This is a genomic window from Lysinibacillus capsici (assembly GCF_020217405.1).
Lineage (GTDB): Bacteria > Bacillota > Bacilli > Bacillales_A > Planococcaceae > Lysinibacillus > Lysinibacillus capsici.
Window position 1 is genome coordinate 3743517 of sequence record NZ_CP084108.1, and the last position, 26369, is coordinate 3769885.

Below are 26369 nucleotides of genomic sequence, written 5' to 3' on the forward strand. Positions count from 1 at the left end.
ACAACATTACTATAGTAATAAATGTGACTAAACAATATCTAAACATAAATAGACGTCATAAAAAATACATAGTTTCTCATCAATTTAACTACAAATAAAAAAGAGTACATAAGTCGTTAAACTTATGTACCCTTTTTATTTGATTCTTATTTTACCGGTACTACTGCACCTTTCCACTCTTCTAAAATGAAGTCTTGGATTTCTTTAGATGTTAATACTTCTAATAATTTTTTAATTTCAGGTTTTGTTTCATCACCTGCACGTACAGCGATAATGTTAACATATGGAGATTCTTTATCTTCAAGAGAAATAGCATCTTCAATTGGGTTTAATCCGTTATCGATGGCAAAGTTAGAATTGATAAGCACTGCATCGCCTTCATCATTTTCGTACATTTGTACAAGCATTTCTGGTGCAGTGTTTGCATCGAATTTAAAGTTTTTAGGATTTTCTTCAATATCCTTTAATTCTGCTGCTGTTTTATCAATGCCTTCTTTTAATTTGATTAAGCCTTTAGCCTCTAATAATGACAGCATACGACCATGGTCAGATACTGAGTTAGAAAGTAAGATTGTTGCGCCTTCTGGCAGGTCTTCTAACGTTTTATATTTTTTTGAGTAAATACCGATTGGTTCAATGTGAACGCCACCTGCATTGACGAAATCATAGCCATTGTCTTTAATTTGTAGCTCTAAATAAGGGATGTGCTGGAAATAGTTTGCATCAATATCTTTTGACTCTAAATTTTGGTTTGGTAGAACATAATCTGTATACGTTTCAATTTCAAGGTCAATGCCTTCTTTAGCTAAGATCGGTTTTGCTTTATCTAAAATGACTGCGTGTGGTGTATTAGAAGCACCTACTTTTAATGTTACATTTTCTTTGCTATCTGTTTGATCACCTGATGCTGATTTTTCATCTTCTTTTTTATCTGTACCGCAAGCTGCTAATGCTAGTACAAGTATGGATAAAAATAATCCTGCTAATAACTTTTTCATTTATGACACTCCCTTTTATTTGTTTAAAATATGTTAGCGGTAAGAACCGAAATAACCTCTTTTTCTTGCTAGCGTTTATCAATTTTCTCGGTAATTAAATCACCAATCCATTGAATAATAAATACGACTACTAAGATCAAAATAGTTGCCATTAATGTCACATCTTGGCGATTTCGCTGGAAGCCGTCTAAGAAAGCTAAGTTACCAAGACCCCCTGCACCAATAATTCCTGCCATCGCAGTATAACCTACAAGAGCAACAGCCGTTACAGTGATACCAGAAATCAAGGCTGGTAATGATTCAGGAACCAATACTTTCCAAATAATTGTAGAAGTTTTCGCCCCCATTGAACGAGCTGCTTCAATCACACCTTTATCAATTTCACGTAACGCAATTAATACCATACGAGCATAAAACGGTGCTGCACCGATAATTAATGCAGGTAACGCCGCATTCGCTCCTCGAATTGTACCTAGTAAAAATTTCGTAAATGGAATTAATAAAATAATTAATACGATAAATGGAATGGAACGGAAAATATTTACGAGTGATCCTGTTAAAAAGTTAACGATTTTATTTGCCCATAACTGATTGGGACTAGTTAAAAATAGAACAATACCAATGACTAACCCAAGAATAAATGTCACAACCGTTGATATAGCTGTCATGTATAATGTTTCATACGTAGCTTGCCACATATTTTCCCAGTCTACATTCGGAAAGAGATTAGTTAGCATTTTCAATCACCTCCGTCTGTACTTCCACTGTATTTAAATAACGAAGGGCTTCAGTGACGTTTGTCTGAGAGCCATCAATTTGCACAATCAATGTACCATATGCACCATTTTTTGTTTGCGAAATATTTCCGTGAACAATACTTACTTCTACATCAAATTGTTTCACAAGATGTGAGATGACAGGCTGTTCTGTTTTTTCACCAACAAAAATAAGTTTGACAAGTTGCCCAGTTGGATAGTTTGTTTTAATTTGTGCTACCGTATCTTGTGTTTCCTTAGTGTCTGTAATTTGAGATACAAACTTCTTAGTAATAGCTGCCTGTGGGGCTTGGAAGACTTGCAATACCTCACCACGTTCCACAATTTCGCCTGCCTCCATCACCGCTACACGATGACAAATTTTGCGAATGACATGCATTTCGTGGGTAATCAGGACAATCGTTAAGCCTAAGCGTTCATTTATATCTACGAGTAAATCAAGAATAGCATCCGTTGTTTCAGGATCGAGTGCGGAAGTCGCCTCATCACATAGTAAAACCTCTGGATTATTCGCTAATGCACGTGCAATTCCAACACGCTGCTTTTGTCCACCAGAAAGCTGGGATGGATATGCCTTATCGCGCCCTTCTAAGCCTACAAGGGCAATCAATTCCTTCACACGTGCTTCACGTTGAGCCTTTGGGAAGCCTGCGATTTCTAGAGGGAATGCAATATTTTCGGCAACTGTTCTCGACCAAAGTAAATTGAAATGCTGGAAAATCATACTTACCTTTTGTCTAGCCGCTCTAAGCTTTTGCCCTTTTATCGATGAAAATTCTTGATTGTTCACCGTTACTGTTCCTGCTGTCGGTTTCTCTAAACCGTTTAATAAACGAATCATGGTACTTTTACCAGCACCACTATAGCCGATAATGCCAAAAATTTCACCTTTATTAATAGTAAGGTTGACGTCTTTGACTGCCGTTAATTCGCCATTTGCTGTTTTGTATTTCTTTGTAATATTTTGAAGCTGGATCATAGCGAATACTCCTTTTCTCATATAGAAAACCCCTTCACTCACAGACAAGTAGAAGGGGTCACGTATGATACGTTAAACCGTTCTCTCATCTTTCAAAGAAAAATCTTTGAGTGATTTGGCACCTTTTCACATTGTGATGGTTGCCGGGCTTCATAGGGCACTTCCCTCCGCCACTCTTCATAAGAGTTCGATATATTTAATGTTTTAGTAATATATTTGATACTTTACCACGCTAGTAAAGTTCAGTCAATTGATTTTTTTAACAATTCATATAAAAATGGTACGGATTGAAAGGCATAAATTTTTTCTGTCACTTTTCCGCCATCACTGATGAGTAGACATGGAACACTTTCAATTTGATGCTCATAGGCAATGTGTTCCAAAAAGTTGATATTTGCTTTCCCAATTTGTAGCTGTGGCAGTAATTGTTCAATAACGGACATCATTTTAGATGCCACTGCACATGTTCCACACATCGGTGTATATAAATAAAATGCAGTTCTCTCTCCCGACTGTTTAGCCGTTTCCCACTGCTCTGTTGACCATTCTTCCATTTACTCACGCAACCTTACAAAATATATTCATTATGGATTGAAAAATGTGCACGCAGTAAAATCATCGCTAGGACTTTTCTTGGTGTCGTTTCTACTTCCTTGTATGTTGGCATTGTGCGCAGATGCTCAGCTTCTGGATAATGTCTGTCCATTAATGCACGTAGCTTATCCCCAGAAGTATCTGCATCAAAAAAAGTAAATAGCTCACAGCCCTCATAGGGATCCAGTAGTTCTTCTAATTGATGCACACCAATTGTACCATTCGTACATAGTATTGTAACATTCTCATTCAAAATAGGCTCAATTTGTAGCTTATCTGAACGCCCTTCTACTATCAAGCATTTTCCCTCGAACATTACGCCACCTCCATTTAGAGATCCCCACTTATAAGTCATTATATAACAAAAAACGCCGGTAGTTGCCGACGTTTTTCGATTATGGCTTGTCTTATTCAGCGATCATTTCTTCGTATTGCTCTGCTGTCATTAGTTTCTCAACTTCTGATGCATCAGCAGGCTCAACAACGATCATCCATGCTTTTTCATATGGTGATTCATTAACGAATTCTGGGCTATCTTCTAAATCTGCATTTACTTCCACTACAGTACCTGAGATTGGTGCATATAATTCAGAAACAGTTTTTACTGATTCTACGCTACCGAATGGATCATCTGTTTTGATTTCGTCGCCAACTTGTGGAAGCTCAACGAATACGATATCTCCTAATTCAGATTGTGCGAAGTGAGTAATACCAATACGTACTTTTCCATCTTCTACTTTTACCCATTCATGTTCTTCAGAGTATCGTAAGTCTTTAGGTGTGCTCATGCAAAAAACCCCTCCATAAATATGTAATATATTCACTTTCAGTGTGCCATACTTCTCCTCTAAATACAAGGTTTAATACGGTTATTTCCAAGCTTGCTCAAAATCTACTTCTTTAAAACCTAAAGTAACTTTTTTTCCATCTGTGACGATGGGACGTTTAATTAACATACCATCTGAAGCTAATAACTCAAGCTGCTCATCCTCCGTCATTTCGGCTAACTTGTCCTTTAAGCCAAGCTCACGATATTTCATACCTGAGGTATTAAAAAATTTCTTCAAAGGCTGTCCGCTAGCCTGCCAAATAGCTGTTAATTCTTCTTTAGTGGGAGGTTGCTCTGCGATATGTACCTCTTCATAGGAAACCTCATGCTCATTTAACCACTTCTGTGCCTTTTTACATGTTGTACATTTCGGATAATGGAAAAATTGAATCGTCATTACAATGCTCCTCTTCTGTCTTTTTCTGTAGTATACCATCATAGTTGTTTTGAATGGTGAACTTCACTCTTTATTGTAAGTTTATCCACCAGTTGTGCAAATTTATCCGCTCCTTTTACGATTATCCATCTCATATAAAAAAACCTAGCTATCTTTTGCAGATAGCTAGGTTAAATTTGCACTAAACAATATATTTTTCAGCATCAATTAATTTAACGGAAGCCTCACGCTTCTTCACAATTAGATTGTATGGATTATTACGCGTTAGCTTACGCAGTGCAGATAATGTCATACGGGCTGCATCGCCATCTGCTGATGCAAGAATTGTGTCTTTTGCTTCCTTTTCGATTTCTGCGAATGCTTCTTGGCAGAAAATTTGTGTGTATAGCAATTTTTGATGTGCTTTTTCAACACCGTCACGAGCAATTGCCTTCTCTGTACGTAAGACAGCTGATTCCATTGCAAATAATTGGTTAGCTATATTCGCAATGTTTACCAATACTTCTTGCTCTTGATCAAGCTTTGCACCAAAGCGTTGGGCTGCTAAGCCTGCAGCTAAGACAGCAATTTTCTTGGCATTTTTCACTAAATATTTTTCTTGTGCTAACGGCTCTGTACCGATTTCCTCTGGCATTAGCATAAGCAGCTCTTGCTGTAAATTTTGAGCCACTTGTAATAATGGCAGCTCACCTTTTAGCGCCTTTTTCATAAATGTACCAGGTACAATCATGCGGTTAATTTCGTTTGTACCTTCAAAAATTCGATTAATACGAGAATCACGGTAAATACGCTCTACCTCATACTCAGCCATAAAGCCATAACCGCCATGAAGTTGGACAGCTTCATCAGCAATATAGTCTAATGTTTCTGAACCGAATACTTTGGCAATAGAGCATTCAATCGCATATTCGGCGATCGCACCTGCAATTACTTTTCCTTGCTTTTGCTCTTCCAGGCTTAACTGGCTTAAGCGATCCTCAAATAGTCCAACAGTACGATAGTTTAATGATTCAGAAGCATACAATTGAGAAGCCATTGTTGATAATTTTTCTTTTGTCAGATTGAAATCAGAAAGCTTTGTCTTAAACTGCTGACGTTGGTTTGTATACTGAATAGCTAACTCCAATGCACGCTTCGATCCGCCAATTGTGCCCACACCTAGTTTATAACGACCAATGTTTAAAATATTGAACGCAATGATATGCCCACGACCAATTTCGCCTAATAGATTTTCTACAGGTACTTCCGCATCTTCCAATACTAATGTACGAGTTGATGATGATTTAATCCCCATTTTCTTTTCTTCAGGACCAACTGAAACACCATTGTAGGCACGTTCTACGATAAAGGCAGAGAATTTATCGCCATCAATTTTTGCGTAGACCACAAATACATCAGCAAAGCCTGCATTCGTAATCCACTGTTTTTCACCATTTAAAATATAATGTGTGCCAGCTTCATTTAATTTTGCAGTCGTTTTTGCACCTAGAGCATCTGAACCTGAACCTGGCTCTGTTAATGCATAGGCAGCGATTAATTCACCTGAAGCAAGCTTAGGTAAATATTTTTTCTTTTGATCTTCATTACCAAATAGAACAATTGGTAATGACCCAATACCAACATGAGCACCATGTGTGATAGAGAAACCACCTGCAACAGACATTTTTTCAGCGATTAAAGCGGAAGAAACTTTGTCTAATCCAAGCCCTTCGTATTCTTCAGGCACATCTGCTCCAAGTAAACCTAATTCGCCTGCACTTTTTAGGAGACGCACTGAATGTTCAAATTCATGGTGCTCTAAATTTTCCACTACTGGTAAAACTTCATTTGTAACGTATTCCTCTGTTGTTTTAGCAATCATTTTATGCTCGTCAGTGAAATCTTCCGGTGTAAATACACGATCTAATTCCACATCTTCAATAAGAAATCCGCCGCCTTTAATGAAATCAGTTGTTTTTTCAGTCATGATTAATTCCTCCCAATATATCTTTTTGTTAGTTGATTCCCCTAATGATCATGTATAGAAAAGCTTGACGTATACAATGTTCGGAGGCAACCGTAAACAGTACACCTCAAGCTGATCTAGCAAAAATTATAGAATTTCAAATACACCAGCAGCACCCATGCCGCCACCAATACACATTGTCACTACGCCATATTTCTTCCCTTGACGCTTCAATTCATGAATTAGCTTTAATGTTAAAATAGCTCCCGTTGCGCCTAGTGGATGCCCTAATGCAATCGCTCCACCATTGACATTGACTTTCTCTTGGTCGATGCCTAAATGACGTACTACCTGTAATGACTGTGAAGCAAATGCTTCATTGATTTCCCATAAATCAATATCTTCGATGGATAAACCTGCAATTTCCAACGCTTTTGGCACTGCCACGATAGGCCCGATACCCATTACTTCAGGAGGTACACCGCCAACTGCAAAGCCTAGGAATTTTGCCATTGGTGTCAGTCCATGCTTGTCAGCTTCTTCACGATCCATTACTAGTACAGCTGCTGCACCATCGGAAGTTTGAGAGGCATTACCCGCCGTTACACTGCCTTTTACGTGGAAAGCTGGACGCAATTTTGCCAAACCTTCAACTGATGTACCTGGACGTACACCTTCATCCATACTAAATGTGAATTTTTTCACCTGTGGTTTATTGTTATCGTCTACGTAATGCTGTTCCACTTCGATTGGTACAATTTCATCATTGAATTTACCTTCTTTAATTGCCTTTTCAGCAAGCTCGTGCGAGCGAACAGCAAAAGCATCTTGATCTTCACGACTAACATTATATTGACGAGCTACTTCCTCAGCTGTATGCCCCATGCCCATATAATATTGTGGAGCCGTTTCTGCTAAAGTCGGATTTAAACGTGGTGTATTCCCTACCATCGGCACCATACTCATAGATTCTACACCACCAGCAAGAATTGCCTTTGAGTGTCCTAACATAATTCGCTCTGCTGCATAGGCAATTGCCTGTAAACCTGATGAGCAAAATCTGTTAATTGTCAGAGCAGGGGTTGTATCTGGTAATCCAGCAAGTGCCCCAATACTACGTGCTACATTCATTCCTTGCTCTGCTTCAGGCATTGCACAGCCTAAAATTAAATCATCAATTGGCCCTTCATAGCCTGCTCTTTTCAATGTTTCCTTGACTACAACAGCACCAAAATCATCTGGTCTTACTGTTGCTAAAGAACCTTTTTTTGCTTTTCCAATTGGAGTTCGTGCTCCTGCTACAATAACGGCTTCACGCATCGTATTAATCCCCCTTTGTTTCATGTGCAAGATTGATCTATTTCGTCAATTAGTTACGAAGTGGTTTACCTTTTAACAGCATGTGTTGCATTCTTTGCTGTGATAGCGGATCAGCAACAAGACTAAGGAATGCCTCACGCTCTAAGTTCAATAAATATTGCTCATCGACTAATGTGCCGTACGGAACTTTTCCACCTGCAATAACATAAGCTAATTTTTTAGCAATTTTTAAATCATGTTTGCTAATAAAGCCTGACTCAAACATCCCTTGCGCACCGATGAGTAATGTACCATAGCCTGATGCACCGACCACTGGCACTTTAGTTGGTACAGGTGGTTGATAGCCCGCTTCGTAAAGTGCTAAGGCCGCCTGCTTCGCATCATACAATTGATGATCTGGATTAACTGAAATACCATCCGCAAAGTTTAGGAAATTATTTTCACGTGCTTCCTCACCAGATGTTGAAACCTTCGCCATCGCAATTGTTTCAAATACTTTATTAGCAATATGTTGATAGTCTACCTCTACGCCGTTTGGTAAGCCCTTGAGGAATTTTTGATAGAGCGCTTTATTTCCGCCACCACCCGGGATTAATCCAACCCCTACTTCCACTAAGCCCATATATGTTTCCATTGTTGCTTGAATATGTGCTGCTGGTAAGCAAACCTCTGCTCCCCCGCCTAATGTCATGGCAAACGGTGCTGCTACAACAGGCTTACGTGAATATTTAATTTTCTGCATAGCATCTTGGAATGCCTTAATGACGAAATCTAGCTCAAATATATTATCATCCTGTGCTTCTACTAAAATCATTCCTAGATTAGCCCCAACACAGAAGTTTTTCCCCTGATTACCGATGACTAAGCCCTTATAGTTAGCCTCTACTTCATCTACCGCAAAGTTAATCATTTGGATAATATCCAAACCGATTGCATTGGATTGCGAATGGAACTCAAGTAATGCAATTCCATCCCCTAAATCTATTAAACTAGCACCTGTGTTTGATTTAATCACACCATGCTTTTTCTTATAACGTTTTAAATTAATCTCTTTTTCATTGACTGGCACTTTCACATATTGTGAACCATTATAGTAAGCTAAATCTCCGTCTAATTCTGTATAGAATGTCTCCACGCCATTTGCTAACATCTCTTTGACAAATGCAGGTACCTCTCGGCCCTCAGCCTCCATTTTCGCCACAGAATCTTTTACGCCTATAGCATCCCATATCTCAAATGGCCCTTGTTGCCAGCCGAAGCCCCATTTCATCGCGTTATCAATGGCTACGATATCATCTGCAATCTCCCCATGTAGCTGTGCAGAATAAAGGAGCGTTGGTGCAAAAATCCCCCATAATAGCTCGCCTGTACGATCCTTTGCATAGGTTAACGCCTTCACTTTATTGGCCAATCCACGAGTTTGTTTTGCCATTTCAATAGAAGGTGTTTTTAATTTTTTGGCTGGACTATACGTTAAGGTTGCTGGATCAATCTCATGTATCTCTTTTCCTTGTTTTAAGAAGAAACCTTGACCCGATTTTGCACCTAACCAACCGTTAGTGACCATTTTTTGTAAAAATTCAGGTACTGCAAATACTTGCTGCTCCTCACCTGTTGTTTGATCGTAAACATTTTTCGCTACATGAATGAATGTGTCTAAACCAACTACATCTAGCGTACGGAAAGTTGCAGACTTTGGACGGCCGATAAGCGGACCTGTTACAGAGTCTACCTCACCAACAGAGTAACCACCTTTTAACATTTCCTGTAAAGTGATAAGTAGACCATATGTTCCGATGCGGTTGGCAATAAAGTTTGGTGTATCTTTTGCAAGTACAACTCCTTTACCAAGCACATCTTCCCCAAACGTTTTCATGAAGCTAACTACTTCAGGAGCAGTTGTATTGGCAGGAATCACTTCTAATAATTTTAAATAGCGAGGTGGGTTGAAAAAGTGTGTGCCAAGAAAATGCTTTTGAAAATCAGCTGAACGTCCCTCTGCCATTGCATTAATGCTAATACCAGATGTATTTGAACTAATGATTGTTCCTGGTGAACGAACTGCGTCAATTTTTTCGTACAGACTTTGTTTAATTGATAAGTTTTCTACAACAACTTCAATAATCCAATCTACATCTTTTAGTTTCCCTAAATCATCCTCAAAGTTGCCAACTGATAGTAGTGATAAATTTTTCTTAGAAGTAAGTGGTGCTGGCTTTTGCTTTAATAACTTTTGCAAAGCTCCGTTTACAATACGATTTCTAACAGCTGGATGCTCTAAAGAAAGGCCCTTTACTTCTTCCTCTTGCGTTAGTTCCTTTGGTGCAATATCCAATAGTAATGTTGGTATACCGATATTTGCTAAATGTGCTGCAATTCCAGAGCCCATCACCCCAGAACCTAGAACAGCTGCTTTTTTAATGTTGTAAGTCACAAGCAATTCCCCCTTATTCTCCCATTGAATGAATAGCCATTCATTTTTTGGCCAAAAAAATATCAAGTGTACCTTAGTAAATTTTTTGTCCTTTTGTTGAAAGAGATTCCCTCCACTCAACCAAGCACGACTAAGGTTTATCTTCGTTCCAAAATGACACTTCTCAATGAATGAAGATAAAACTACTTTTCTGTTTTTAGTGTAGATTATTTTGTCTAATTTAGCAATCTTTTTTCAACAATTATTTTTGCAGTATACATCTTTTTTTGTTTTTAACGAGCTAAAAAAGGACAAGAGGTAGCGATCGAAACGGCCAAACAGAAAACTTTCAGATTGCGAGAAAAATGTGTAGAATGGAAAGCAAGGAGAGTGAATACTTAATGAAAACTATTACTACTACAGAACAATTTAACGAATTAATCGCTGGCGACCAAAAAGTTTTAGTGAAATTTTATGCTGGCTGGTGTCCTGATTGCACACGTATGAATATGTTCATCGATCCAATCATTGAAGAGTACAACCAATATGACTGGTATGAGCTAAACCGTGACGAGCTTCCAGAAATTGCTGATAAGTACGATGTTATGGGAATTCCAAGCCTATTGATTTTCCAAAATGGTGAAAAACTTGCACATTTACATAGTGCCAATGCAAAAACACCTCAGCAAGTAACAGAATTTTTATCTGCTCAACAATAATGGCGAGAGAGCTGCATTTCTTCTTGAAATGCAGCTCTTTTTGAAAGGAGTTTATTATGCGTCAACAATTGGCACTACGAGGGGCTTCACAATATGGGATTTCCATTGCACCAAGCTATCGCAATTCTGCCTGTGGACCTACTACGATTCATGTCATCTTAAATTTTTTAAATGAGTCAACTCCTTCCATTAATGAGCTTTATAAACTGCTTGGTGGTACAAAAATAGGCTTATTCAAATGGAGACTGATACACAATCTTCGTCAACTGCTTCCAAAGTGGGATATTCGAACTTGTTCATTAAAGGAAGCTCTACAGGAAATTGATGCAGGTCGACCAGTTGCTATGCGTTTTGATCGCTACTTTAGCCTTCAGTGGCGAGATACAAGATCAGCCTTTGCTTATCATTGGGTACCGCTTATTGGCTATGAGATAAAAAATGATGAGCTATGGCTAATATTCCATGATAATGGTGGTCCACAACGTGATAGCCAAATTCGTCAGGCTCTCTATAAAGACAACGACAAGGTTTTATCCTTCGTAAAAATGGTTCCTTACTAGAGCAAATATCGATTAGCCTTCTATTTGTTTTCTATTCTTTTCCTTACAATAAAAAAGCAGAGCATATGACTATACTCTGCGATGATTGATTAAATAAGCGAATACAAAGAACGGGCATGCTTGGCAATTAGCGTGTAGCCACGCTCTTCTATTGCTTTAAAAATATGTGGTTCGTAAGTTGGTAACACAAGGCTTGTAAAATCAGCGTCAATTGGTACATTGGTTTGAATCGTTGCAAGCTCATGTGATAGCTGCAACATATCTAAATTATCTTGAATTTTTGTTCTTTGACCTGGCTTTAATTCACCGAGAGATGCCAGGATTTTGTCTATTGAGCCATATGTTTGAATAAGCGTTAATGCTTGTTTAGGACCAATCCCTTTCACACCGGGGTAGCCATCACTTGAATCACCCATAAAGGCTTTCACCTGTGCAAACTGTGATGGTTCAATACAATATTCTTCTTTAAAGCGAGCGTGTGTATAAATATCATATTCTGTATAGCCCTTTTTCATAAACGCAATTTCTGTAGATGGTCTTAAAAGCTGAAGTAAATCCTTATCACCACTAATGACCGTAATATCTGCCTCGTCCTGCCATTTCGTTATCATGGAGCCAATTAAATCATCTGCCTCCATGCCCTTCACGCCGAAATTTTGCCAGCCCATTTGCTGCGATAAATTTTTCGCCATATCAAATTGTGGTAGCATTTCCTCTGGAGGTGCTGGGCGATTCGCTTTATAGCCATCAAATAAATCATTGCGGAATGTGTGTGCGCCCATATCCCAGCAAACAGCCATATGTGTTGGCTTCATAATAGTTTGTGCTGTTAGAACATGTCGCACAAACCCTTGGGCTCCATTCGTTGGTGTTCCATCTGCCAAGCGAATAAAATGCCCCATGGCAGCCGAAGCGAAAAAAGAACGGAATAACAGTGCCATACCGTCGACAATCAATAATCTTGGTTTTGTTGTCATCATAAATTTCCTCTCTATTACAATACAAAGTTTGTATTTATTTATTGTTTTCTACTTAAACATTATAGCAAACTTTTAAAAATCAGCATTGTTAATACTCGGAAATACACTTGCTTTACAACATAACCTTTCCCTTTTTCGAGATACGATTGCGATGATCTAGCTGAATGCCTGTTAACCATTGTAAAAATGCGGTTACACCGATTTTAACAGTTTCTGGACGTAGTATACCTTCTTTAGGATCAGCATAAACAAAATCAATATGACGCACACCTTCATTTTCACCAATAAGCTTGAGGATATCAAATAACTCATAAGCCGTTAAACCACCAGGTGAAGCTGCAGGAACATCACAGGCAAATACAATATCAAGTGCATCTAAATCCACTGATACATAAATGCGATCTACTTCATACATAAGCTGACGCAGCATTTCACGTATTGTGAGTTGAATACCATCACGTCGCATTTGCTTTAACGTAATCATATGGATGCCTTGTTCTTTAGCATAATGAATCATTTCGGGTGAATTGAAGAAGCCATGCAAACCGACATTATAGACATGTCTCCCCTCCACAACCCCTGCTGCAATTAACTGATGAATTGGAGAATCTTGCGCTAAACCAATTTCCTCTTGGTTCCTTGCATCTAAATGCGTATCAATCTGAATGATGCCAATGCGATCTTGTGGGAAGGCATTTTTTATACCTTTTATGGAGTGTGCGGTAATAGTATGATCTCCCCCTATCAAACAAGTAAAACTTCTTTGAAAGGCTATACTTAAATTTTCCGCAGCAGCCTCGATGGCAGATTCCGAAAGCATTCTATCATTTTCTAGAATCGCTACATCCCCGATATCCACAACTGAAAGGGCACGTAAATTCACCTGCTCATCTAAATTATACGATTGAAAACCTGGCCAAGCCTTACGAAAGGCTGTTGGGTATTGCGCTTTTGATGACGCACCATTGGCATATGATAAAAGAGCGCCATATACGACAATATCCACCTCATTCGGATTCGGATTTGTTTGTTGCTTTATCCACTGATGCATAGCTGATCCATTTTCCTGCTTCCATTGGCATTCTGACTGTGTAAACATATTCATCTACCACCTTCTTCTCTTTTCCTTCAAGTTCAATTGACCTAAATCAATTGGTGCTCCCCTGTAAATGTCCTAACATATTTTCTTTATAGTAATAGTACCATTCGTACAATGATTTTCGTCAAAGTTTTTCTTTTTTCCTCTTTTATTGAAAATATTCTTTTGATCAAATAAAAAAAGCAAACTTGAAATCAGTTTGCTCAGAAATTGCATGTTTCTTTTGTTAGGAGATTGTTGCTTTTCTCAACTTTTTGAGTGTTGTTCACCGACCTTGAGCGCTTTGACACTTTTAATGAGCGGGTACCACTCTTTTGTGATCACTTTGAGACTCTTAATGAGTGGCTTTCTCTCTTGTGCGAGTACTGTCAATACTCTTCAGAGAGCGAACCTCTTTTTTACCAACTCTTCGTCCAGAAATCTCTCTTACTCAAGCAGAGAACTCTTCCATTTCGTCTACTTCTGCTGTTTCGAAAGGCTATCGCAAAGTTCCGCTACCTCATACATGGAATAGCTTTGAAAATTATATTGACTACGCAGTTCTTGATGATAACTTAATAGTTCTTCTAGCATCGCCAAATTCTTATCAATATGCTTGCCAAAATTATGAGGATGCCACCATAAATGATAAAAGGCTTGTGCCTGTGCAGCCTTGAGCATGCCTTCCTTTATTCGCTTTACTTTTAAATTTTCGAATATACGCAATGGACTACAGTATGGTCTTAAAAAAGCACTTGATCGAATATTAATCAGTTGCTCCTCTTGCATTTCTTCCAGGGTGGCTATATGATGACCAGTTATATTCCAATAGCTATCTAACCACTTCTTAGCACCTAAAAGTCTTCCCTTTTTCGTAAACTTTTGCGCGTCATATAGCATATGATTTTCTGTGCCTCTATAACAAACATACCCCGCTTCTAAACATGCTGTAAAATAGTCTTTGTTTACTTGATTACGAGGAAAGACAATGGATTTCATTGGCGCAGTATAACCGTCACTAATTGTTTTGGTTGCATGTAAATCTGCACAAAAGGCAGCTTCTGTTTGGCCCTTCTCCAAGCAATAAAAATGAGAAAAGGTATGACTTCCTATTTCCTGATGTGGTGTACGTTTAATTTCCTCTATTAAGGATTTACCAAAATGCAGTAGATCTTCTTGTTCATTTTCGCCAACTTTTGCTAGCTGTGTATGTGCTGCAAAGCGCATATTTTCATATTTCACAGGGATACCTCGCAAATAATGAGCCATTTCTGCCTTTGATTCAGCAAACAATAATCCAACTGTAGCCCAAGTTGCATGGATGTCATATTGCTCAAATAACGCTAGTATCCTGGGCAAGGCTTTACGTACACCATATAGGTTTTTATTGTATTGGCCATAACGAAATACGTCATGGACACCCCAATTCAGCTCAAAATCTAATGAAATAACGAGACCCCCACCATTCATGTTGCTACTTCCTCCATTTTTGCACACCTAGTAGTAGTGCACGTATTTTTGATTGGATAATGTAGCCTGAGTAAACATGAACAACCTGGCCACCAAAGCTTAATTTAAAGGCTCGTACATTTCGATTGTCCGTTAATTCTCCCATATCATATAAGACAAAACCTTGCTCCTTTAGGTGTAGCAGATTATGCCAAATTAAAAACCGATTTGCATAACGGAAAGGACGTTTTAATTGTGCAGGCAATGCTGTTCCATGACATGTTGCCTCGAAATAAGACATCGCTTTTTTCTCATGCACAATATCTAATCGATAACATAATGTCTGTCCACAAAAACTCTGGATCTCTGATAATAATAATGCACCCTGTTCATTGAGGAGCAGAATCGTTTCCATTTGCGACTTGCTGATTGCTTCAATTTTTTTTCTTTTGGCAAATTGATTGTAAAATTGCTGAAAGGCTTTCAAATTTTCTATGGATGGCTCTTTATACAAAATGACTTGATAGGATTCTTTTTGGGCACGTCGTAAGATTTTACGATTCCCTTCAGACAGTGCTAAATACAATGAAAGCTCATGCTCTTGCAAAGAAATGTGAATCGTTTCGCTTTTTACAAGCTTCCGACTTGGTACTAATGAATGCGTATAGCCTACAACTTTCATAGACTTTCGAAAATTGGCTGGCTTTTCAAGAAAATAAAAATGCTGCATTGCGATATTCCATCGCTTACTTTTAATGGACAGAATGTACATCGCCCCCACTCTCTGTATATTTTTCTACACGGTGTCGCTCAAAACGAGCAATTTTATAATGTTTCATTCGAGAAATAGGTTTATAGCCTAGCTGTACTAAGCGCTTGCGCTTGCGCCATTGCCAAAATCTTACCGTTATCCACAATGTTTGTGCTGGTTTTATTTTCCGTAAAAAAGCTGTAATAATATCGATTTGTTTGAAAACATCATAGGCTAAAAAATAGGTTTGTTTCGGTAAGGCTTCTACAATTTGCATTGAATCTACTCGCCAGTTTGTGGCATGTAATGCAAACGCCAGCTTATTCGTTTCCGCAAAGGAGTCTTTATAAATCGTATAGCCCTTATAAAGGAGGGCCATGACTTCTTCCTGATCAAGTTGCATCGCTTCCTGAATCGACATCTCTTCAAATAAGTTTCCGACAGGTTGCTGCGGTGATACGTCCTCTGATGGGGATAATTCATACAGCTCCACTTGTTTCAAACGAATAAATTTTTCTACGAATTGTTGTCCATATTCTAGCCAATCTTTTACCTTTCCATACTTTACTAAGTATCGTAAATAGCCCAGTGTGTTACGCTTCCAATCTACGACTCGTTGGTTCCCTTTCATAAATTCTTTGAGCCTTTGCTTTAACAATAAAAAACCTGCCAGTAGATTTGTACGTTTCGTACCGCTGCTAGCAAGCATCTGTCTTGTAAAATCAATGTCTGAGCGCCAGTCAAATTTATAAGACTCATAGCCTATGCTCATATCATATAAGCGATAGTTAGCAGTAAACGTTCGCTGGATGGCTTCCTGAGTGACTATCCGACCAGCACCAAATAAATTAAATGTTGGCTCATGTGCAAGAGCATATGTTACATAGCGGCCACGACAGCATAATCCATAGGTAAAAGCAATCCACTGGTTTTCAAAGACAAGTGCATCGACCTCTACCTGTAACGCCTCACCTTTAAGCATCGTTAAACGCTCAAAAAAATCTCTTTTCTTGCCTTTTGTAAAGCCACTTGTATCTAGTTTTTTTGCCCAACGTCGATCAAATAACCGAAACATTTGCCAAAGCTCATCCTGTGAAGCCTCTCGTCTTTCTAAGGAGCCTAAATTTCTTAGTTTTCGTTCTCGTCGATCAACGCCATGCATTTTTCGACGTTGATTGAAATGGCGATGAAAATCAATTTCTGAAAAAGCAAGATAGGGTGTCACAACTCGGAACAGGCTTGTACGTAATTGTCTTTCTACAAAGTATTGCTCTAAGATCTTAGTAGACACCTTACTTTCTAATAACCCATGCAAGGAAAAAAGAATATGCCGATGCTTTTTGATTAGCTCATCAAATACAAAGGTTGTAACTTGCTGTAACCATTCCTTTTTAGCCACAACCCCTGTATAATTGGCGATGTTTTCTCCTGCAAAAGCATACACCCTTATCCCCCAACGAATAGACACTGTAAAAGGAAAAAAGGCCCTAATCGTCCCCTTATGTTCAATGGCGTAAAGCTCTACACGCTCTTTCCGTCCTACAATTTGCCACCAATTATAAAACCACGCAAATTCTATAAATGGATTATCATTGTTCTCTTCTTCTAAAATGGCGTCCCAAATTTCCTTGTACCACATAAGCTCATCATCAGTTCTAATACGAATTAATTGCAATTTAATCCCCTTTCTTCACTAGTTCTGAAATAGCCTGTTGATAAACCATTAATGTTTTTTGATACATGGGGGTGAAGGTGAAGTACTGTAAATAACGCTGCTCACTGGCCGCCCCCATTTCCCCTCTTAAAGGAGCATCCATTAATAATTGATGCAGCCTCTTCTTCAATAATTCATTATTCTCTCGCTCCACTAAAAACCCATTGTCATGATCAATAATAAGCTCTTTCACACCACCTACATTTGTTGCAATAATAGGAAGTCCTACCCGCATCGCTTCAATAATCGAAATCGGCAAGCCTTCCCAATCTGATAACAGAACAAATAGATGGCATTTCTCAAGATAAGAATGAACGTCTAATTGATTACCTAAAAATGTTACACGATTTGATAAACCATTCTGTTCAACAAGATGTTCTAAAGCTGGACGCAGAGAACCATCCCCAATCAATTGAAGATGCCAAGGGATATCTGTCAGTTCTGCTAAAGTCTTTAACAAGACATCTTGTCTTTTAGGCACTTCAAAACGAGCAACCATGACAATGACTGGCTGCTCCATGCATATCTTTTCAGTTGTCTCATTTCTCTCTATTGGGTCAATGCCGTTGTGAATAGTCAGCAATTTATGAGCAGGAGCGACCTTTTTCAGTAGTGCTAGTTCCCGATCATATTCAGACACCGTAATAATTTTTGTCGTAAATGGCTGAATGGATCTTTCCATCCGTTGATAGAACAGCTTTTTCTTGTAAGGAACGCCTTCTGTAAAGCTCCAGCTATGTGCCGTAAAAATAGTTGGAATTTGTAACAACCTACCCACTACGCGTCCAATCACACCAGCCTTAGAGGAGTGGGTGGCTATAACGTCTGGTTGTAGATGTTTGAAAACGGCTCTTAATTGCCAAAATGCTTGAAAATCTTTTGCCAGATGAATAGCCCGTTGAAGAGCAGATATACCAATAACTGGAATTTCATGTTCTTGTAAGTGCCACAGTGATGGTTGATAGGAGCCCGTCACTACTGTGATATCATGCCCATCCTGTTTTAAGTGGATAGCAAGTGCCTCCACATGTTTTTGCGCACCTCCAACTTTATCCATTCGTGTAATAAGCTGAACGATCTTCAGTATGGCCACTCCTTATGTTTTAATAAGCACCTGTGCGTGTAGCTACAACATAAATTGTCTTCAACAAAATTTGGACATCCAACCAAAAGGAATAATGATCAACGTATTCAATGTCATATGATATTTTTTGACCATGTGAAATATTCGACCTACCATTAATTTGAGCGAGGCCAGTTAATCCTGGCTTTACCTCCAAACGCCGAGCCTGTAAGGAATTATATGCATTCGTGATCGTTGGTACTTCAGGACGTGGACCTACAATGCTCATATCACCTTTTAACACATTTAAAAGTTGTGGAATTTCATCAATACTGAGTTTTCGAAGAATAGCGCCCACTTTTGTGATGCGTGTATCTTGCTCTGTTTTAAAATAATAATCATCCGGGATACCATCAGCACAAATAGTCGGCATATTGACTGGAACTGCCTGAATACACATTGTTCGTAGCTTCCAAATCACAAAGCGGTGATGATCGAGGCCAGTTCGGATTTGTTTAAAAAAAATGGGGCGACCTGTCGTTATGAGTAAAATGAGGAATATAGCTAGCATTAGAGGTATCGTTATAAAAAGCAAAAATAATGCCCCAATAATATCAAATATTCTTTTGCCGTACTGACCATAGAATGTGAGATTCTGAGCTGTCTGAACGTGCAATACATCATCCTTTGCATTTTTTTAGCACTTAACTCTATATATTCATTTTGAACATTTCTAGAACTCTTTTAGAAAAAGTGCTTATTTTATGAAAAAAAGAGTTATATCAGCGTTACTTGCTGAATAACTCTTGCTGTCTTATTATATGCTTGCTTCAAAAACTTGAACATCACATTCAATCACAACATTACCTTTCAATGCTTTACTGATCATACATGTTTGTTCTGCCTTGTGTGCTAAGCGTAGAAGTCTTTTTTCAAGATGTTCTGTTAGCTCTTGCACAATAATAGTCGGTTTATGCACAATTTTTTCATACGTAAAAATGCCATTTTCTACACTAACAAATCCGTGTGCCTGCATGGCTAATTCCAGCACATCGATTTCTGACCTTTCGAATAAAGCAGCTAGTGTAATTAAATAACAGGTTGCAGCTGCCCCTAAAAGCATTTCATCTGGATTTGTACCAATGCCAGGTCCATTCATTTCCCGAGGAATAGAAATTTGTGTTTGCAAATTACGAGCTTGGATATTTCCTGTACCGTTTCTTCCTTCTGACCAAGTTAAGTCCATTATAAATTTATGCTGAACCATTCTAGATCCTCCTTTATTTATGAAGCGAAGAAAGATGCCCGCTTACAAATGTAAGACGAGCATTCCTTTTATTCAACTGTTACTGTATTTTTTTCTGTCTCAATATGACGACCTTTCTTAGTCACGGTTTGGTACTCCGCAAGACGAGCCGTTGTACGCCAATAGTGATAGACAAGTCGATCAATCCACAGCAAAGTCTCCACTTTCGATACGGCTGTCTCTAACTCTACCACATTTTCAACAGTATGCTCAAAATATGCGTTTCGTTTATCACGACGCACCGCAGCCATTTCAGAGGAAGTAACCTCAAGCAAGGTAGCAATCTCAGGTAGACGTTCATCCTCATCAATGATTAATAGTACTTTTCCCAATACCTCTAACCACTTTTGGGTTAATGTCTCCTGTAATTGAAAGGCATTTGGATGTTGCTCACGTAATGCCTTTGACAAACGATATAAGTGGTCTAAAGCATGTAAAAGGGCAATATGCTTATACCGTTCTTTTTGAGAGGAAGATTGGATAGCATCCATAAATAAACGTGTTTTTTCGATTGCCTCATCTATTTGAGCCAATCTACTGTCTGTTTCAGCTGTGCGTTTTTTTCCTTGAATAAGTGAAACGAGTACAGTCGTCATTTCCTTAGTAATATCTTGCAATGTATTAAAGGATACCTCTACAGCAACCCCAGGTAGTTTGGCAACACTACTATCTAAATTACGAGTTAAATAATTTCCTTTTTCAGGTATCATTTTTTCAATGGTCTTTGCAAAAGGACGAACAAATGGTATAAAGAGTATCGCGCCAATCACACTAAATAATGTATGGAAAACAGCAATGCCCAGTGTTTCATCAAAGCTACCATTGATGGATTTCGTGACGAACTCTGTAAGAGCAAACATAAATCTTGCACCGAATGTCACTAGTATAGCCGTGACAACATTGAACATTACATGTGTCACAGCTGTTCGTTTTGCAGCTGTTGATGCACCAATCGCAGCAAATAACGCTGTAGCTGTCGTCCCGATATTTTGACCAATGACTAAATAAGCAGCCTGTTCAAAATCAATGGCACCTGCATATAAAGCTGTTAAAGTGGCTGCTATTGCAGCACTAGAAGCCTGCATAATAACCGTCATGATAAGACCCAAAACAATTAAAATTAGTTTTCCACTAATAGAATTTGGACTAAATGCATCGAATGGAATTTTATCTTGTACCGCAGCCATTCCTCCCTGAAGAACATCAATGCCTAAAAATAATAAGCCAAAACCAGTCACTAACCCTCCAATTGCTTTGTAATCTCGCGGTGCGAGCAATTGAACAAATACACCAAGCGCAATAAAAGGCAAGGACATTGTCTGCATATTGATCTTAAAGCCGATTAATGAAATAATCCAACCAGTACTCGTACTCCCGATATTGGCGCCAATAATAACGCCAATCGATTGGACAAATGTGAGAAGTCCAGCACTGACAAAACCTATCGTAATCAAGGTCGTGGCCGTGGAGGATTGTACAAGCATTGTCATAAATGTACCAGATAATACCGAGCTAATGGTCCCACCTGTAAAACGATTGAGCCATTTTTTCAATGCATCTCCTGCCAATTCCTTTAAACCGTTTGTTAGCATCGTCATTCCAAGTAAAAATAAACCGATGCCCCCAAGCACATTGATCAACCTATCAACACTCCCTACTAAAATTGTATCTCTATTGTGAAAGACTCCTTTTTAAAGGAGTTTTATTCCCCAAACATTCTTAATAGTACCATTATTAAATTTGAGAAAATAGGGATATTTCCCTGCATTGTACAAAATCAACCGTTATTTTACGAAAAACAATATGATAATTTTTATGGTAGAATAGAATAAATAATTCTTTAGGAGATTTTCAAATGATTTTAACAAAGCAAGAAGCAATACAGGCACTTAAAAAGAACAAATTCATCGGTTTTACTATTACAACTGGTAATATTATTATGAAAAAGATTAATAAAACCGAGTATAATATTTTTGTTTTCGAAGAAGGAAGAGAAAAACCATTACGCTATGTAGGCTCTATCATGAACGTGATGGCGACAATGAGCGATAAAGCTTCTAAGAAAGATTTTGTGATTGTTGAACAACTACCAGAAGGAAACAGTGCTAAAGAAACTCAATCTTCTGAACAGGAAGCAACGATAGAGGAAAAAGTAGCACCAAATGAAGAAAAGCCTTTAGTTGAAGGACAAGAAGAAAGCCGTGCGATTGCTGGCTATGAAGGCTTATATGAAATGACTGCAAGTGGTCGAATTATTACAGTAAGAGAAAACCGCCCATTGGCTCGCTGTAATGATGAATATGGCTTCCATATTGCGCGACTAACAAAGGACGGCAAAGCATCTAGCCATAATGTTTTTGAACTTTGGAAACAGACATTCCCAGAGCTGGAGCACACTCTTTTCAAAGGTGCCTTAAAAGCCAAGTATGGTACAGGCTGTATGCTAATTAATAAACCTGGTATTCATTTTTAATGAAACACCCTCAGCAAAATATGCTGAGGGTGTTGTTATTTAGATATGGTATATTTTTTGCCACTTGAAAATCTTTATTATATTAATTTTAGCTACTTTATGGAAGCCTGCCTGTATGAGCTTTCTTCGTCGGGATCTCTCATACCACGGAGCTATTGTACAGACTGCTCTCCCTTCCCGCTGCACATCTGCAACAATCTCCTCTAGTCGCAGGCTATCATATTCTTTTATAAACGACATATTGTCTGACAGCTCATAGGTATAGTTAACCGTTTCTTCCGCTACCGTTTTATCGTGTCGCTTATAGATGACATGATCGCTATCTGCAAAGAGTCGATAGCCCTTATAGACATCAGTAACATTTGTCGCTCGATCCTTCGTTGTCATGATGTCCTTCATTGATAATTCTTGAAACCTCACATTTTTATTATTCTGTTGTTGCTCTGCAATATAAACGTCTAAAATATGAATGGCTAGCATCCGTTGGAACATTTTCGTAACCGCTCTTAGCCAATCTTTCATGCTTGCATGCTTTAGAAAATAACGTAGTTCTCCTAATCGGTCTCGCTTCAATTTTACTAGCTGATGATTATTCGTTAACAGATCTTTTAGGCGATCACGTATGACCATCCATAATCGAATACTACGCTCTTTAACTCCTTTTGTACTCATCACAAATTTCCTAGTAAAATCAATATGTGTATACCATTCAAACTTATATGGCTCATAGCCACTCCCTAAGTCATAATAACGATAGCCAGCTTGATGTGCTTTTAGCATATTTTCTTTTTCAATCAGGCGTCCTGGACCAAATAGATTAAAATCTGGCTCATGGCCCATTGCCTGACAAAAATTGCGGTCTCTACAGCATAGGTCAATTGTAAAAGCAATCCACTGTCCTTCAAATTGTAAGCTATCGACTTCTACGCGAAGCTCCTTACTGTTGGTTTTAGCTAGCTGCTCATAAAATAGACGAGTTTGCTTTTCGGTAAAGCCACTTTTATCAATTTTCTTTTGCCATCTTCTCTTGAATAATGTAAACATGTCTTGTAGATGATTGTGATTTACTTCTTGAAAGACAACATGGCCAAGTGAATTTAATTTGTTTTCACGCCGTTTAAGACTTTTGAATTTCTTGCGATGCCTCTTTAGAAATGTTTCCATAGGAATGGTTTGAAAATCAATATAAGATGTGACAGTTCGAAAAATCGAATGAGGCATCTGATATTCAATCGCATATTTTTCTAATTCTTGAGAGGTATTTTTACTTTCTAGTAATCCATGTAACACGATTAAATAACGCTTATATTTTCGTGAAAACTCCTTCAAAAGAAACGTAATGGAAGGTTCTAACCACTCCTTGTCAGCGATCACTTCCATATAGGTCGCAAAACCTTGTCCTAAAAAGCTGAAATAATGGATTGTACCAAAACGTATAGAATGCACTAACGGAAAAAAGGCAACTGCTCTACCTTGATCTTCCACTATGTAAATCTTGACATTGTCATGAATCCCGAGCGTTGTCCACCAAGTTGAAATCCATTCGTACTCAATAAAAGGGTTATTATTATACTCTTTTTCCAAAATCTCTGACCAAGTGCTCCGATAGGGCTCTAACTCTTCGATAGTCGTTATGAGTTTATAAGCTAGCAATGAACTAAATCGCTCCTTTTCACGTGATCATCGCCATACATTTAGTAGCCACTATATTCCTAGCAAGAAAGTATTAGAACATTACACCAACGTAAAAACCCTTCCTTATTAGAAAGGAAGGGCTTCGTTTCATTTACACGTTTACAAGTGATGCCTCATCTTTTGTCACTGCATTGGCCATATGTGCTGCCGCCACAAAACTTAGTGTCATCCCAGGCCCAATGGTTGCGCCTGGGCCAGGATACGTTTCCCCCATGATAGATGCTGAACAATTGCCAGAAGCGTACAACCCTTCAATGGGTTCGCCATTCTCCTTTATTACACGAGCATATCTGTCCACTACGAGGCCCCCTTTTGTGCCGATGTCTCCAGGATAAAGACGCAATGCATAGAATGGTGCTTTCTTGATTTCTGCTAAATTTGGGTTTGGTAGTGTCGGGTCCCCGTAGTAATTATCATAGGCACTATCTCCTCGATAAAAATCATCATCGTGTCCGTTCCGCGCAAAGTCATTAAAACGATTCACCGTTGCTACTAGGCTCTCCGCTGGCACATCCATTTGTTTGGCAAGCTCTTCAATCGTATCCGCACTTTTGGCGACTCCATGCTCAAACCAACTTTTCGGGAATGCCTGTCCTGGGAACAATCCTGTAAAAATATAGCGACTTTTGGCTGAGGCATCAATTAATATCCAAGAAGGAATAGCCTGCTTTGTGACCTCTTGATGCTTATACATCGTATCCACGAATTCATGGTATGGAGCTGCTTCATTGACAAAACGGTGCCCTGCACTATCCACTACAATCATATTGGGCACGCCACGATCTGCCACAAGGAAGAATGGATGTCCTTGTGGATCAATAACAGAAGGGGCTCCCCATACTTTATCCATTAAATCCAACGTTGCACCAATTTTTACGCTAGGTTCAAGGATGTCACCTGTTTGACCTTCTGGAGAAGAAGTCCATGCAGCATTCGTAGGACTTGGTAAATACTTTTCCCGAAGTGTCTGATTATGTGAGAAGCCACCTGATGACAGAACAACACCTTTCTTTGCCTCAATTTTAAGTTCTTGTCCATCTCGTTCCACAATAATTCCAATTACTCTTCCTTTGCCCATAATGAAATCTTTAAAGGCCGTAGATAGCCAAAGCTCACCATTTGCTTCTGCAAGGGAGAGGCGTAAACGTGCAATTAAAGCTTCTCCTAATGCTACTGGATCGCTCTTAGTCACTTTTGACTTGACTAAACGCGCCCCTAATTTCAGTGCAGTAGTTTTACCTTCTAGCGTCCGTGTAATCATATTCACTTTATGAAACTCGTAGCTATTCATCGTGAAGCCTTTTGTTGATAGAGATGCACGACGCATAGAATTTGCTAAAGAGCCCATTTTTGTTAAATCGAAAATAAGTGGTTCAATGGAGCGTCCCTGTGACAAGCCACCTGGTTTTTCTGGATAATAATCCGAGTAGCCTTTTGCATATTGGAAGCGCATATGCTTTGTTTTATTGTATAAAAAACGTAACATTTCAGGCCCTCTCGTAATATAAGCTTCCTTTAGCTCTTCTGGCACACGATCACCGATTGTTGAATCAAGATATTGGCGTGCAAGTTCATGTGTATCTGGGACACCTGCACCTTTAATGATATGATTATTAGGAACCCATAAGGCACCGCCTGAAATAGCAGAAGCACCACCATAGCGATCTGTTTTTTCTATCACTAATGATTTCATTCCTTGTAACTTTGCTGTTAAACCTGCCGTCAATCCCGCTGCACCAGAGCCTACTACTACTACATCATAACTTGCATCCCATTTCATTCAACCATTCCTCCCTATATGAGCATAATCGATGAATCAGTCCTTTCTATTAAAAAGTATAGAATTAAACCAATATTCAGTCAATTTAAACCATTCCCTATTTTTCCACAAAAAAAGGCGCATACTTACTCTCCATTTAAGGTTTTAGAATCACCTTTATACAGTTATCTTCCCGTCCACCAAATATTTCATAGGCCTTATTTGCTTCTTCTAATGGCAATTGATGTGTAATGATACGATACATTAAAAGGCAAGAGGACACAGTCACCCTTTTTCACTTTTGTCACATGCTCTTACCTATTACATAATTCTTATGTGAAGAAATAGCGCCTTGGAAATATGCAAATCAGTTCCACGAAGAGCAGTAGAAGTGATTTTCACAATAATATCATCCTTCTTTTAACAGTTGGACCCTCTAATATCTTTATTTCCATGATAGGTTACAGCCTTCACGACAACACTCCCTTTGCATAGTATCATCACAAAAAGCATAGATTTTCGACTCTATTCTTTCCTTCGCTAACCTGCAGTATGCACATCTTTATCATTA

At 38.6% G+C, this 26369-nt stretch carries 24 protein-coding genes, 1 pseudogene and 1 riboswitch; of the genes and pseudogenes, 3 read left to right on the plus strand and 22 right to left on the minus strand.

The annotated features are described in order from the left end of the window. Positions 1–146: 146 nt before the first annotated feature. From LCP48_RS18545 to LCP48_RS18590, 10 genes are all read right to left on the minus strand, one after another. Positions 147–998 carry a MetQ/NlpA family ABC transporter substrate-binding protein gene (locus tag LCP48_RS18545; protein ID WP_004228236.1) on the minus strand — a complete coding sequence of 284 codons (852 nt, stop codon included), beginning with the start codon at positions 996–998 and terminating at the stop codon, positions 147–149. A 68-nt stretch (positions 999–1066) separates the two neighbouring features. After that, positions 1067–1735, minus strand: coding sequence for a methionine ABC transporter permease (locus LCP48_RS18550; RefSeq protein WP_004228234.1), 669 nt, complete (start codon positions 1733–1735; stop codon positions 1067–1069). After that, positions 1725–2753: a methionine ABC transporter ATP-binding protein gene (locus LCP48_RS18555; RefSeq protein ID WP_004228232.1), complete on the minus strand. Its 1029-nt coding sequence runs from the start codon at positions 2751–2753 to the stop codon at positions 1725–1727. Before LCP48_RS18555 ends, LCP48_RS18550 begins: the two co-directional genes overlap by 11 nt. An 82-nt stretch (positions 2754–2835) precedes the next feature. Beyond that, positions 2836–2939: riboswitch (SAM riboswitch) on the minus strand. A gap of 56 nt (positions 2940–2995) precedes the next feature. Further along, positions 2996–3307, minus strand: coding sequence for a thioredoxin family protein (locus tag LCP48_RS18560; protein WP_225340419.1), 312 nt, complete (start codon positions 3305–3307; stop codon positions 2996–2998). A gap of 14 nt (positions 3308–3321) precedes the next feature. Continuing rightward, on the minus strand, positions 3322–3663 hold the full coding sequence (locus LCP48_RS18565) for a toprim domain-containing protein (RefSeq protein WP_004228229.1): 342 nt from the start codon (positions 3661–3663) through the stop codon (positions 3322–3324). 91 nt (positions 3664–3754) lie between these two features. After that, positions 3755–4135 (minus strand): glycine cleavage system protein GcvH, encoded by a 381-nt coding sequence (gene gcvH / locus LCP48_RS18570; protein WP_004228227.1) that lies wholly within the window; start codon positions 4133–4135, stop codon positions 3755–3757. Between the two features lie 81 nt (positions 4136–4216). Beyond that, positions 4217–4573 (minus strand): arsenate reductase family protein, encoded by a 357-nt coding sequence (locus LCP48_RS18575; RefSeq protein ID WP_004228225.1) that lies wholly within the window; start codon positions 4571–4573, stop codon positions 4217–4219. Positions 4574–4754: 181 nt separating this feature from the next. Then, entirely contained in the window at positions 4755–6539 is a 1785-nt protein-coding gene (locus LCP48_RS18580) for an acyl-CoA dehydrogenase family protein (RefSeq protein ID WP_004228223.1), read from the minus strand. A 126-nt stretch (positions 6540–6665) separates the two neighbouring features. Further along, entirely contained in the window at positions 6666–7838 is a 1173-nt protein-coding gene (locus LCP48_RS18585; RefSeq protein WP_004228221.1) for an acetyl-CoA C-acetyltransferase, read from the minus strand. A gap of 49 nt (positions 7839–7887) precedes the next feature. After that, on the minus strand, positions 7888–10272 hold the full coding sequence (locus tag LCP48_RS18590) for a 3-hydroxyacyl-CoA dehydrogenase/enoyl-CoA hydratase family protein (protein WP_225340420.1): 2385 nt from the start codon (positions 10270–10272) through the stop codon (positions 7888–7890). Positions 10273–10652: 380 nt separating this feature from the next. Here LCP48_RS18590 and LCP48_RS18595 point away from each other — a divergent pair, with 380 nt between their 5' ends. Both LCP48_RS18595 and LCP48_RS18600 read left to right on the plus strand, forming a co-directional pair. Continuing rightward, on the plus strand, positions 10653–10970 hold the full coding sequence (locus tag LCP48_RS18595) for a thioredoxin family protein (RefSeq protein WP_004228217.1): 318 nt from the start codon (positions 10653–10655) through the stop codon (positions 10968–10970). 56 nt (positions 10971–11026) lie between these two features. Then, a complete protein-coding gene (locus LCP48_RS18600) occupies positions 11027–11530 on the plus strand; it encodes a C39 family peptidase (protein ID WP_009373110.1) in 504 nt (167 codons plus the stop codon). A gap of 89 nt (positions 11531–11619) precedes the next feature. Here LCP48_RS18600 and LCP48_RS18605 read toward each other — a convergent pair whose 3' ends face one another. The 9 genes from LCP48_RS18605 to LCP48_RS18645 all read right to left on the minus strand — a co-directional run bounded on the left by LCP48_RS18605 (position 11620) and on the right by LCP48_RS18645 (position 21502). Continuing rightward, entirely contained in the window at positions 11620–12507 is an 888-nt protein-coding gene (locus tag LCP48_RS18605) for a 5'-3' exonuclease (protein ID WP_004228212.1), read from the minus strand. 115 nt (positions 12508–12622) lie between these two features. Then, on the minus strand, positions 12623–13615 hold the full coding sequence (locus tag LCP48_RS18610; protein ID WP_009373114.1) for an agmatinase family protein: 993 nt from the start codon (positions 13613–13615) through the stop codon (positions 12623–12625). 450 nt (positions 13616–14065) lie between these two features. Then, positions 14066–15058, minus strand: coding sequence for a polysaccharide deacetylase family protein (locus LCP48_RS18615; RefSeq protein WP_004228203.1), 993 nt, complete (start codon positions 15056–15058; stop codon positions 14066–14068). Positions 15059–15062: 4 nt separating this feature from the next. After that, the gene (locus LCP48_RS18620; RefSeq protein WP_004228201.1) at positions 15063–15809 is read right to left on the minus strand and encodes a hypothetical protein; all 747 of its coding nucleotides are present in this window, start codon (positions 15807–15809) and stop codon (positions 15063–15065) included. Next, positions 15790–17463, minus strand: coding sequence for a GNAT family N-acetyltransferase (locus tag LCP48_RS18625; protein WP_004228199.1), 1674 nt, complete (start codon positions 17461–17463; stop codon positions 15790–15792). Before LCP48_RS18625 ends, LCP48_RS18620 begins: the two co-directional genes overlap by 20 nt. Position 17464: 1 nt before the next feature. Continuing rightward, positions 17465–18595, minus strand: coding sequence for a glycosyltransferase family 4 protein (locus tag LCP48_RS18630; protein ID WP_225340421.1), 1131 nt, complete (start codon positions 18593–18595; stop codon positions 17465–17467). Between the two features lie 10 nt (positions 18596–18605). Beyond that, on the minus strand, positions 18606–19241 hold the full coding sequence (locus LCP48_RS18635) for a sugar transferase (protein ID WP_004228197.1): 636 nt from the start codon (positions 19239–19241) through the stop codon (positions 18606–18608). Positions 19242–19382: 141 nt separating this feature from the next. Continuing rightward, positions 19383–19832 carry an SACOL1771 family peroxiredoxin gene (locus tag LCP48_RS18640; RefSeq protein WP_225340422.1) on the minus strand — a complete coding sequence of 150 codons (450 nt, stop codon included), beginning with the start codon at positions 19830–19832 and terminating at the stop codon, positions 19383–19385. A 68-nt stretch (positions 19833–19900) separates the two neighbouring features. Continuing rightward, on the minus strand, positions 19901–21502 hold the full coding sequence (locus LCP48_RS18645; RefSeq protein ID WP_225341049.1) for a Na/Pi cotransporter family protein: 1602 nt from the start codon (positions 21500–21502) through the stop codon (positions 19901–19903). A gap of 224 nt (positions 21503–21726) precedes the next feature. On the opposite strand from LCP48_RS18645, the gene LCP48_RS18650 reads away from it, so the two are divergent. Beyond that, positions 21727–22344 carry a hypothetical protein gene (locus tag LCP48_RS18650; protein WP_004228194.1) on the plus strand — a complete coding sequence of 206 codons (618 nt, stop codon included), beginning with the start codon at positions 21727–21729 and terminating at the stop codon, positions 22342–22344. Between the two features lie 39 nt (positions 22345–22383). On the opposite strand, the gene LCP48_RS18655 is transcribed toward LCP48_RS18650, so the two are convergent. From LCP48_RS18655 to LCP48_RS23550, 3 genes and pseudogenes are all read right to left on the minus strand, one after another. After that, positions 22384–23997, minus strand: a complete 1614-nt coding sequence (locus tag LCP48_RS18655) for a GNAT family N-acetyltransferase (protein WP_225340423.1) — start codon at positions 23995–23997, stop codon at positions 22384–22386. Between the two features lie 133 nt (positions 23998–24130). After that, a complete protein-coding gene (locus LCP48_RS18660; RefSeq protein WP_004228191.1) occupies positions 24131–25819 on the minus strand; it encodes an FAD-dependent oxidoreductase in 1689 nt (562 codons plus the stop codon). A 236-nt stretch (positions 25820–26055) separates the two neighbouring features. Continuing rightward, positions 26056–26272: pseudogene (locus LCP48_RS23550) on the minus strand (glutathione-dependent formaldehyde dehydrogenase); the annotation flags it as partial. Positions 26273–26369 lie beyond the last annotated feature (97 nt).

Excerpts from the sequence above, each read along its gene's own strand:
- LCP48_RS18545 (WP_004228236.1), bottom strand. The coding sequence starts at position 998 with ATGAAAAAGTTATTAGCAGGATTATTTTTATCCATACTTGTACTAGCA.
- LCP48_RS18550 (WP_004228234.1), bottom strand. The coding sequence starts at position 1,735 with ATGCTAACTAATCTCTTTCCGAATGTAGACTGGGAAAATATGTGGCAA.
- LCP48_RS18555 (WP_004228232.1), bottom strand. The coding sequence starts at position 2,753 with ATGATCCAGCTTCAAAATATTACAAAGAAATACAAAACAGCAAATGGC.
- LCP48_RS18560 (WP_225340419.1), bottom strand. The coding sequence starts at position 3,307 with ATGGAAGAATGGTCAACAGAGCAGTGGGAAACGGCTAAACAGTCGGGA.
- LCP48_RS18565 (WP_004228229.1), bottom strand. The coding sequence starts at position 3,663 with ATGTTCGAGGGAAAATGCTTGATAGTAGAAGGGCGTTCAGATAAGCTA.
- gcvH (WP_004228227.1), bottom strand. The coding sequence starts at position 4,135 with ATGAGCACACCTAAAGACTTACGATACTCTGAAGAACATGAATGGGTA.
- LCP48_RS18575 (WP_004228225.1), bottom strand. The coding sequence starts at position 4,573 with ATGACGATTCAATTTTTCCATTATCCGAAATGTACAACATGTAAAAAG.
- LCP48_RS18580 (WP_004228223.1), bottom strand. The coding sequence starts at position 6,539 with ATGACTGAAAAAACAACTGATTTCATTAAAGGCGGCGGATTTCTTATT.
- LCP48_RS18585 (WP_004228221.1), bottom strand. The coding sequence starts at position 7,838 with ATGCGTGAAGCCGTTATTGTAGCAGGAGCACGAACTCCAATTGGAAAA.
- LCP48_RS18595 (WP_004228217.1), top strand. The coding sequence starts at position 10,653 with ATGAAAACTATTACTACTACAGAACAATTTAACGAATTAATCGCTGGC.
- LCP48_RS18600 (WP_009373110.1), top strand. The coding sequence starts at position 11,027 with ATGCGTCAACAATTGGCACTACGAGGGGCTTCACAATATGGGATTTCC.
- LCP48_RS18605 (WP_004228212.1), bottom strand. The coding sequence starts at position 12,507 with ATGACAACAAAACCAAGATTATTGATTGTCGACGGTATGGCACTGTTA.
- LCP48_RS18610 (WP_009373114.1), bottom strand. The coding sequence starts at position 13,615 with ATGAATATGTTTACACAGTCAGAATGCCAATGGAAGCAGGAAAATGGA.
- LCP48_RS18615 (WP_004228203.1), bottom strand. The coding sequence starts at position 15,058 with ATGAATGGTGGGGGTCTCGTTATTTCATTAGATTTTGAGCTGAATTGG.
- LCP48_RS18620 (WP_004228201.1), bottom strand. The coding sequence starts at position 15,809 with ATGTACATTCTGTCCATTAAAAGTAAGCGATGGAATATCGCAATGCAG.
- LCP48_RS18640 (WP_225340422.1), bottom strand. The coding sequence starts at position 19,832 with ATGGTTCAGCATAAATTTATAATGGACTTAACTTGGTCAGAAGGAAGA.
- LCP48_RS18650 (WP_004228194.1), top strand. The coding sequence starts at position 21,727 with ATGATTTTAACAAAGCAAGAAGCAATACAGGCACTTAAAAAGAACAAA.
- LCP48_RS18660 (WP_004228191.1), bottom strand. The coding sequence starts at position 25,819 with ATGAAATGGGATGCAAGTTATGATGTAGTAGTAGTAGGCTCTGGTGCA.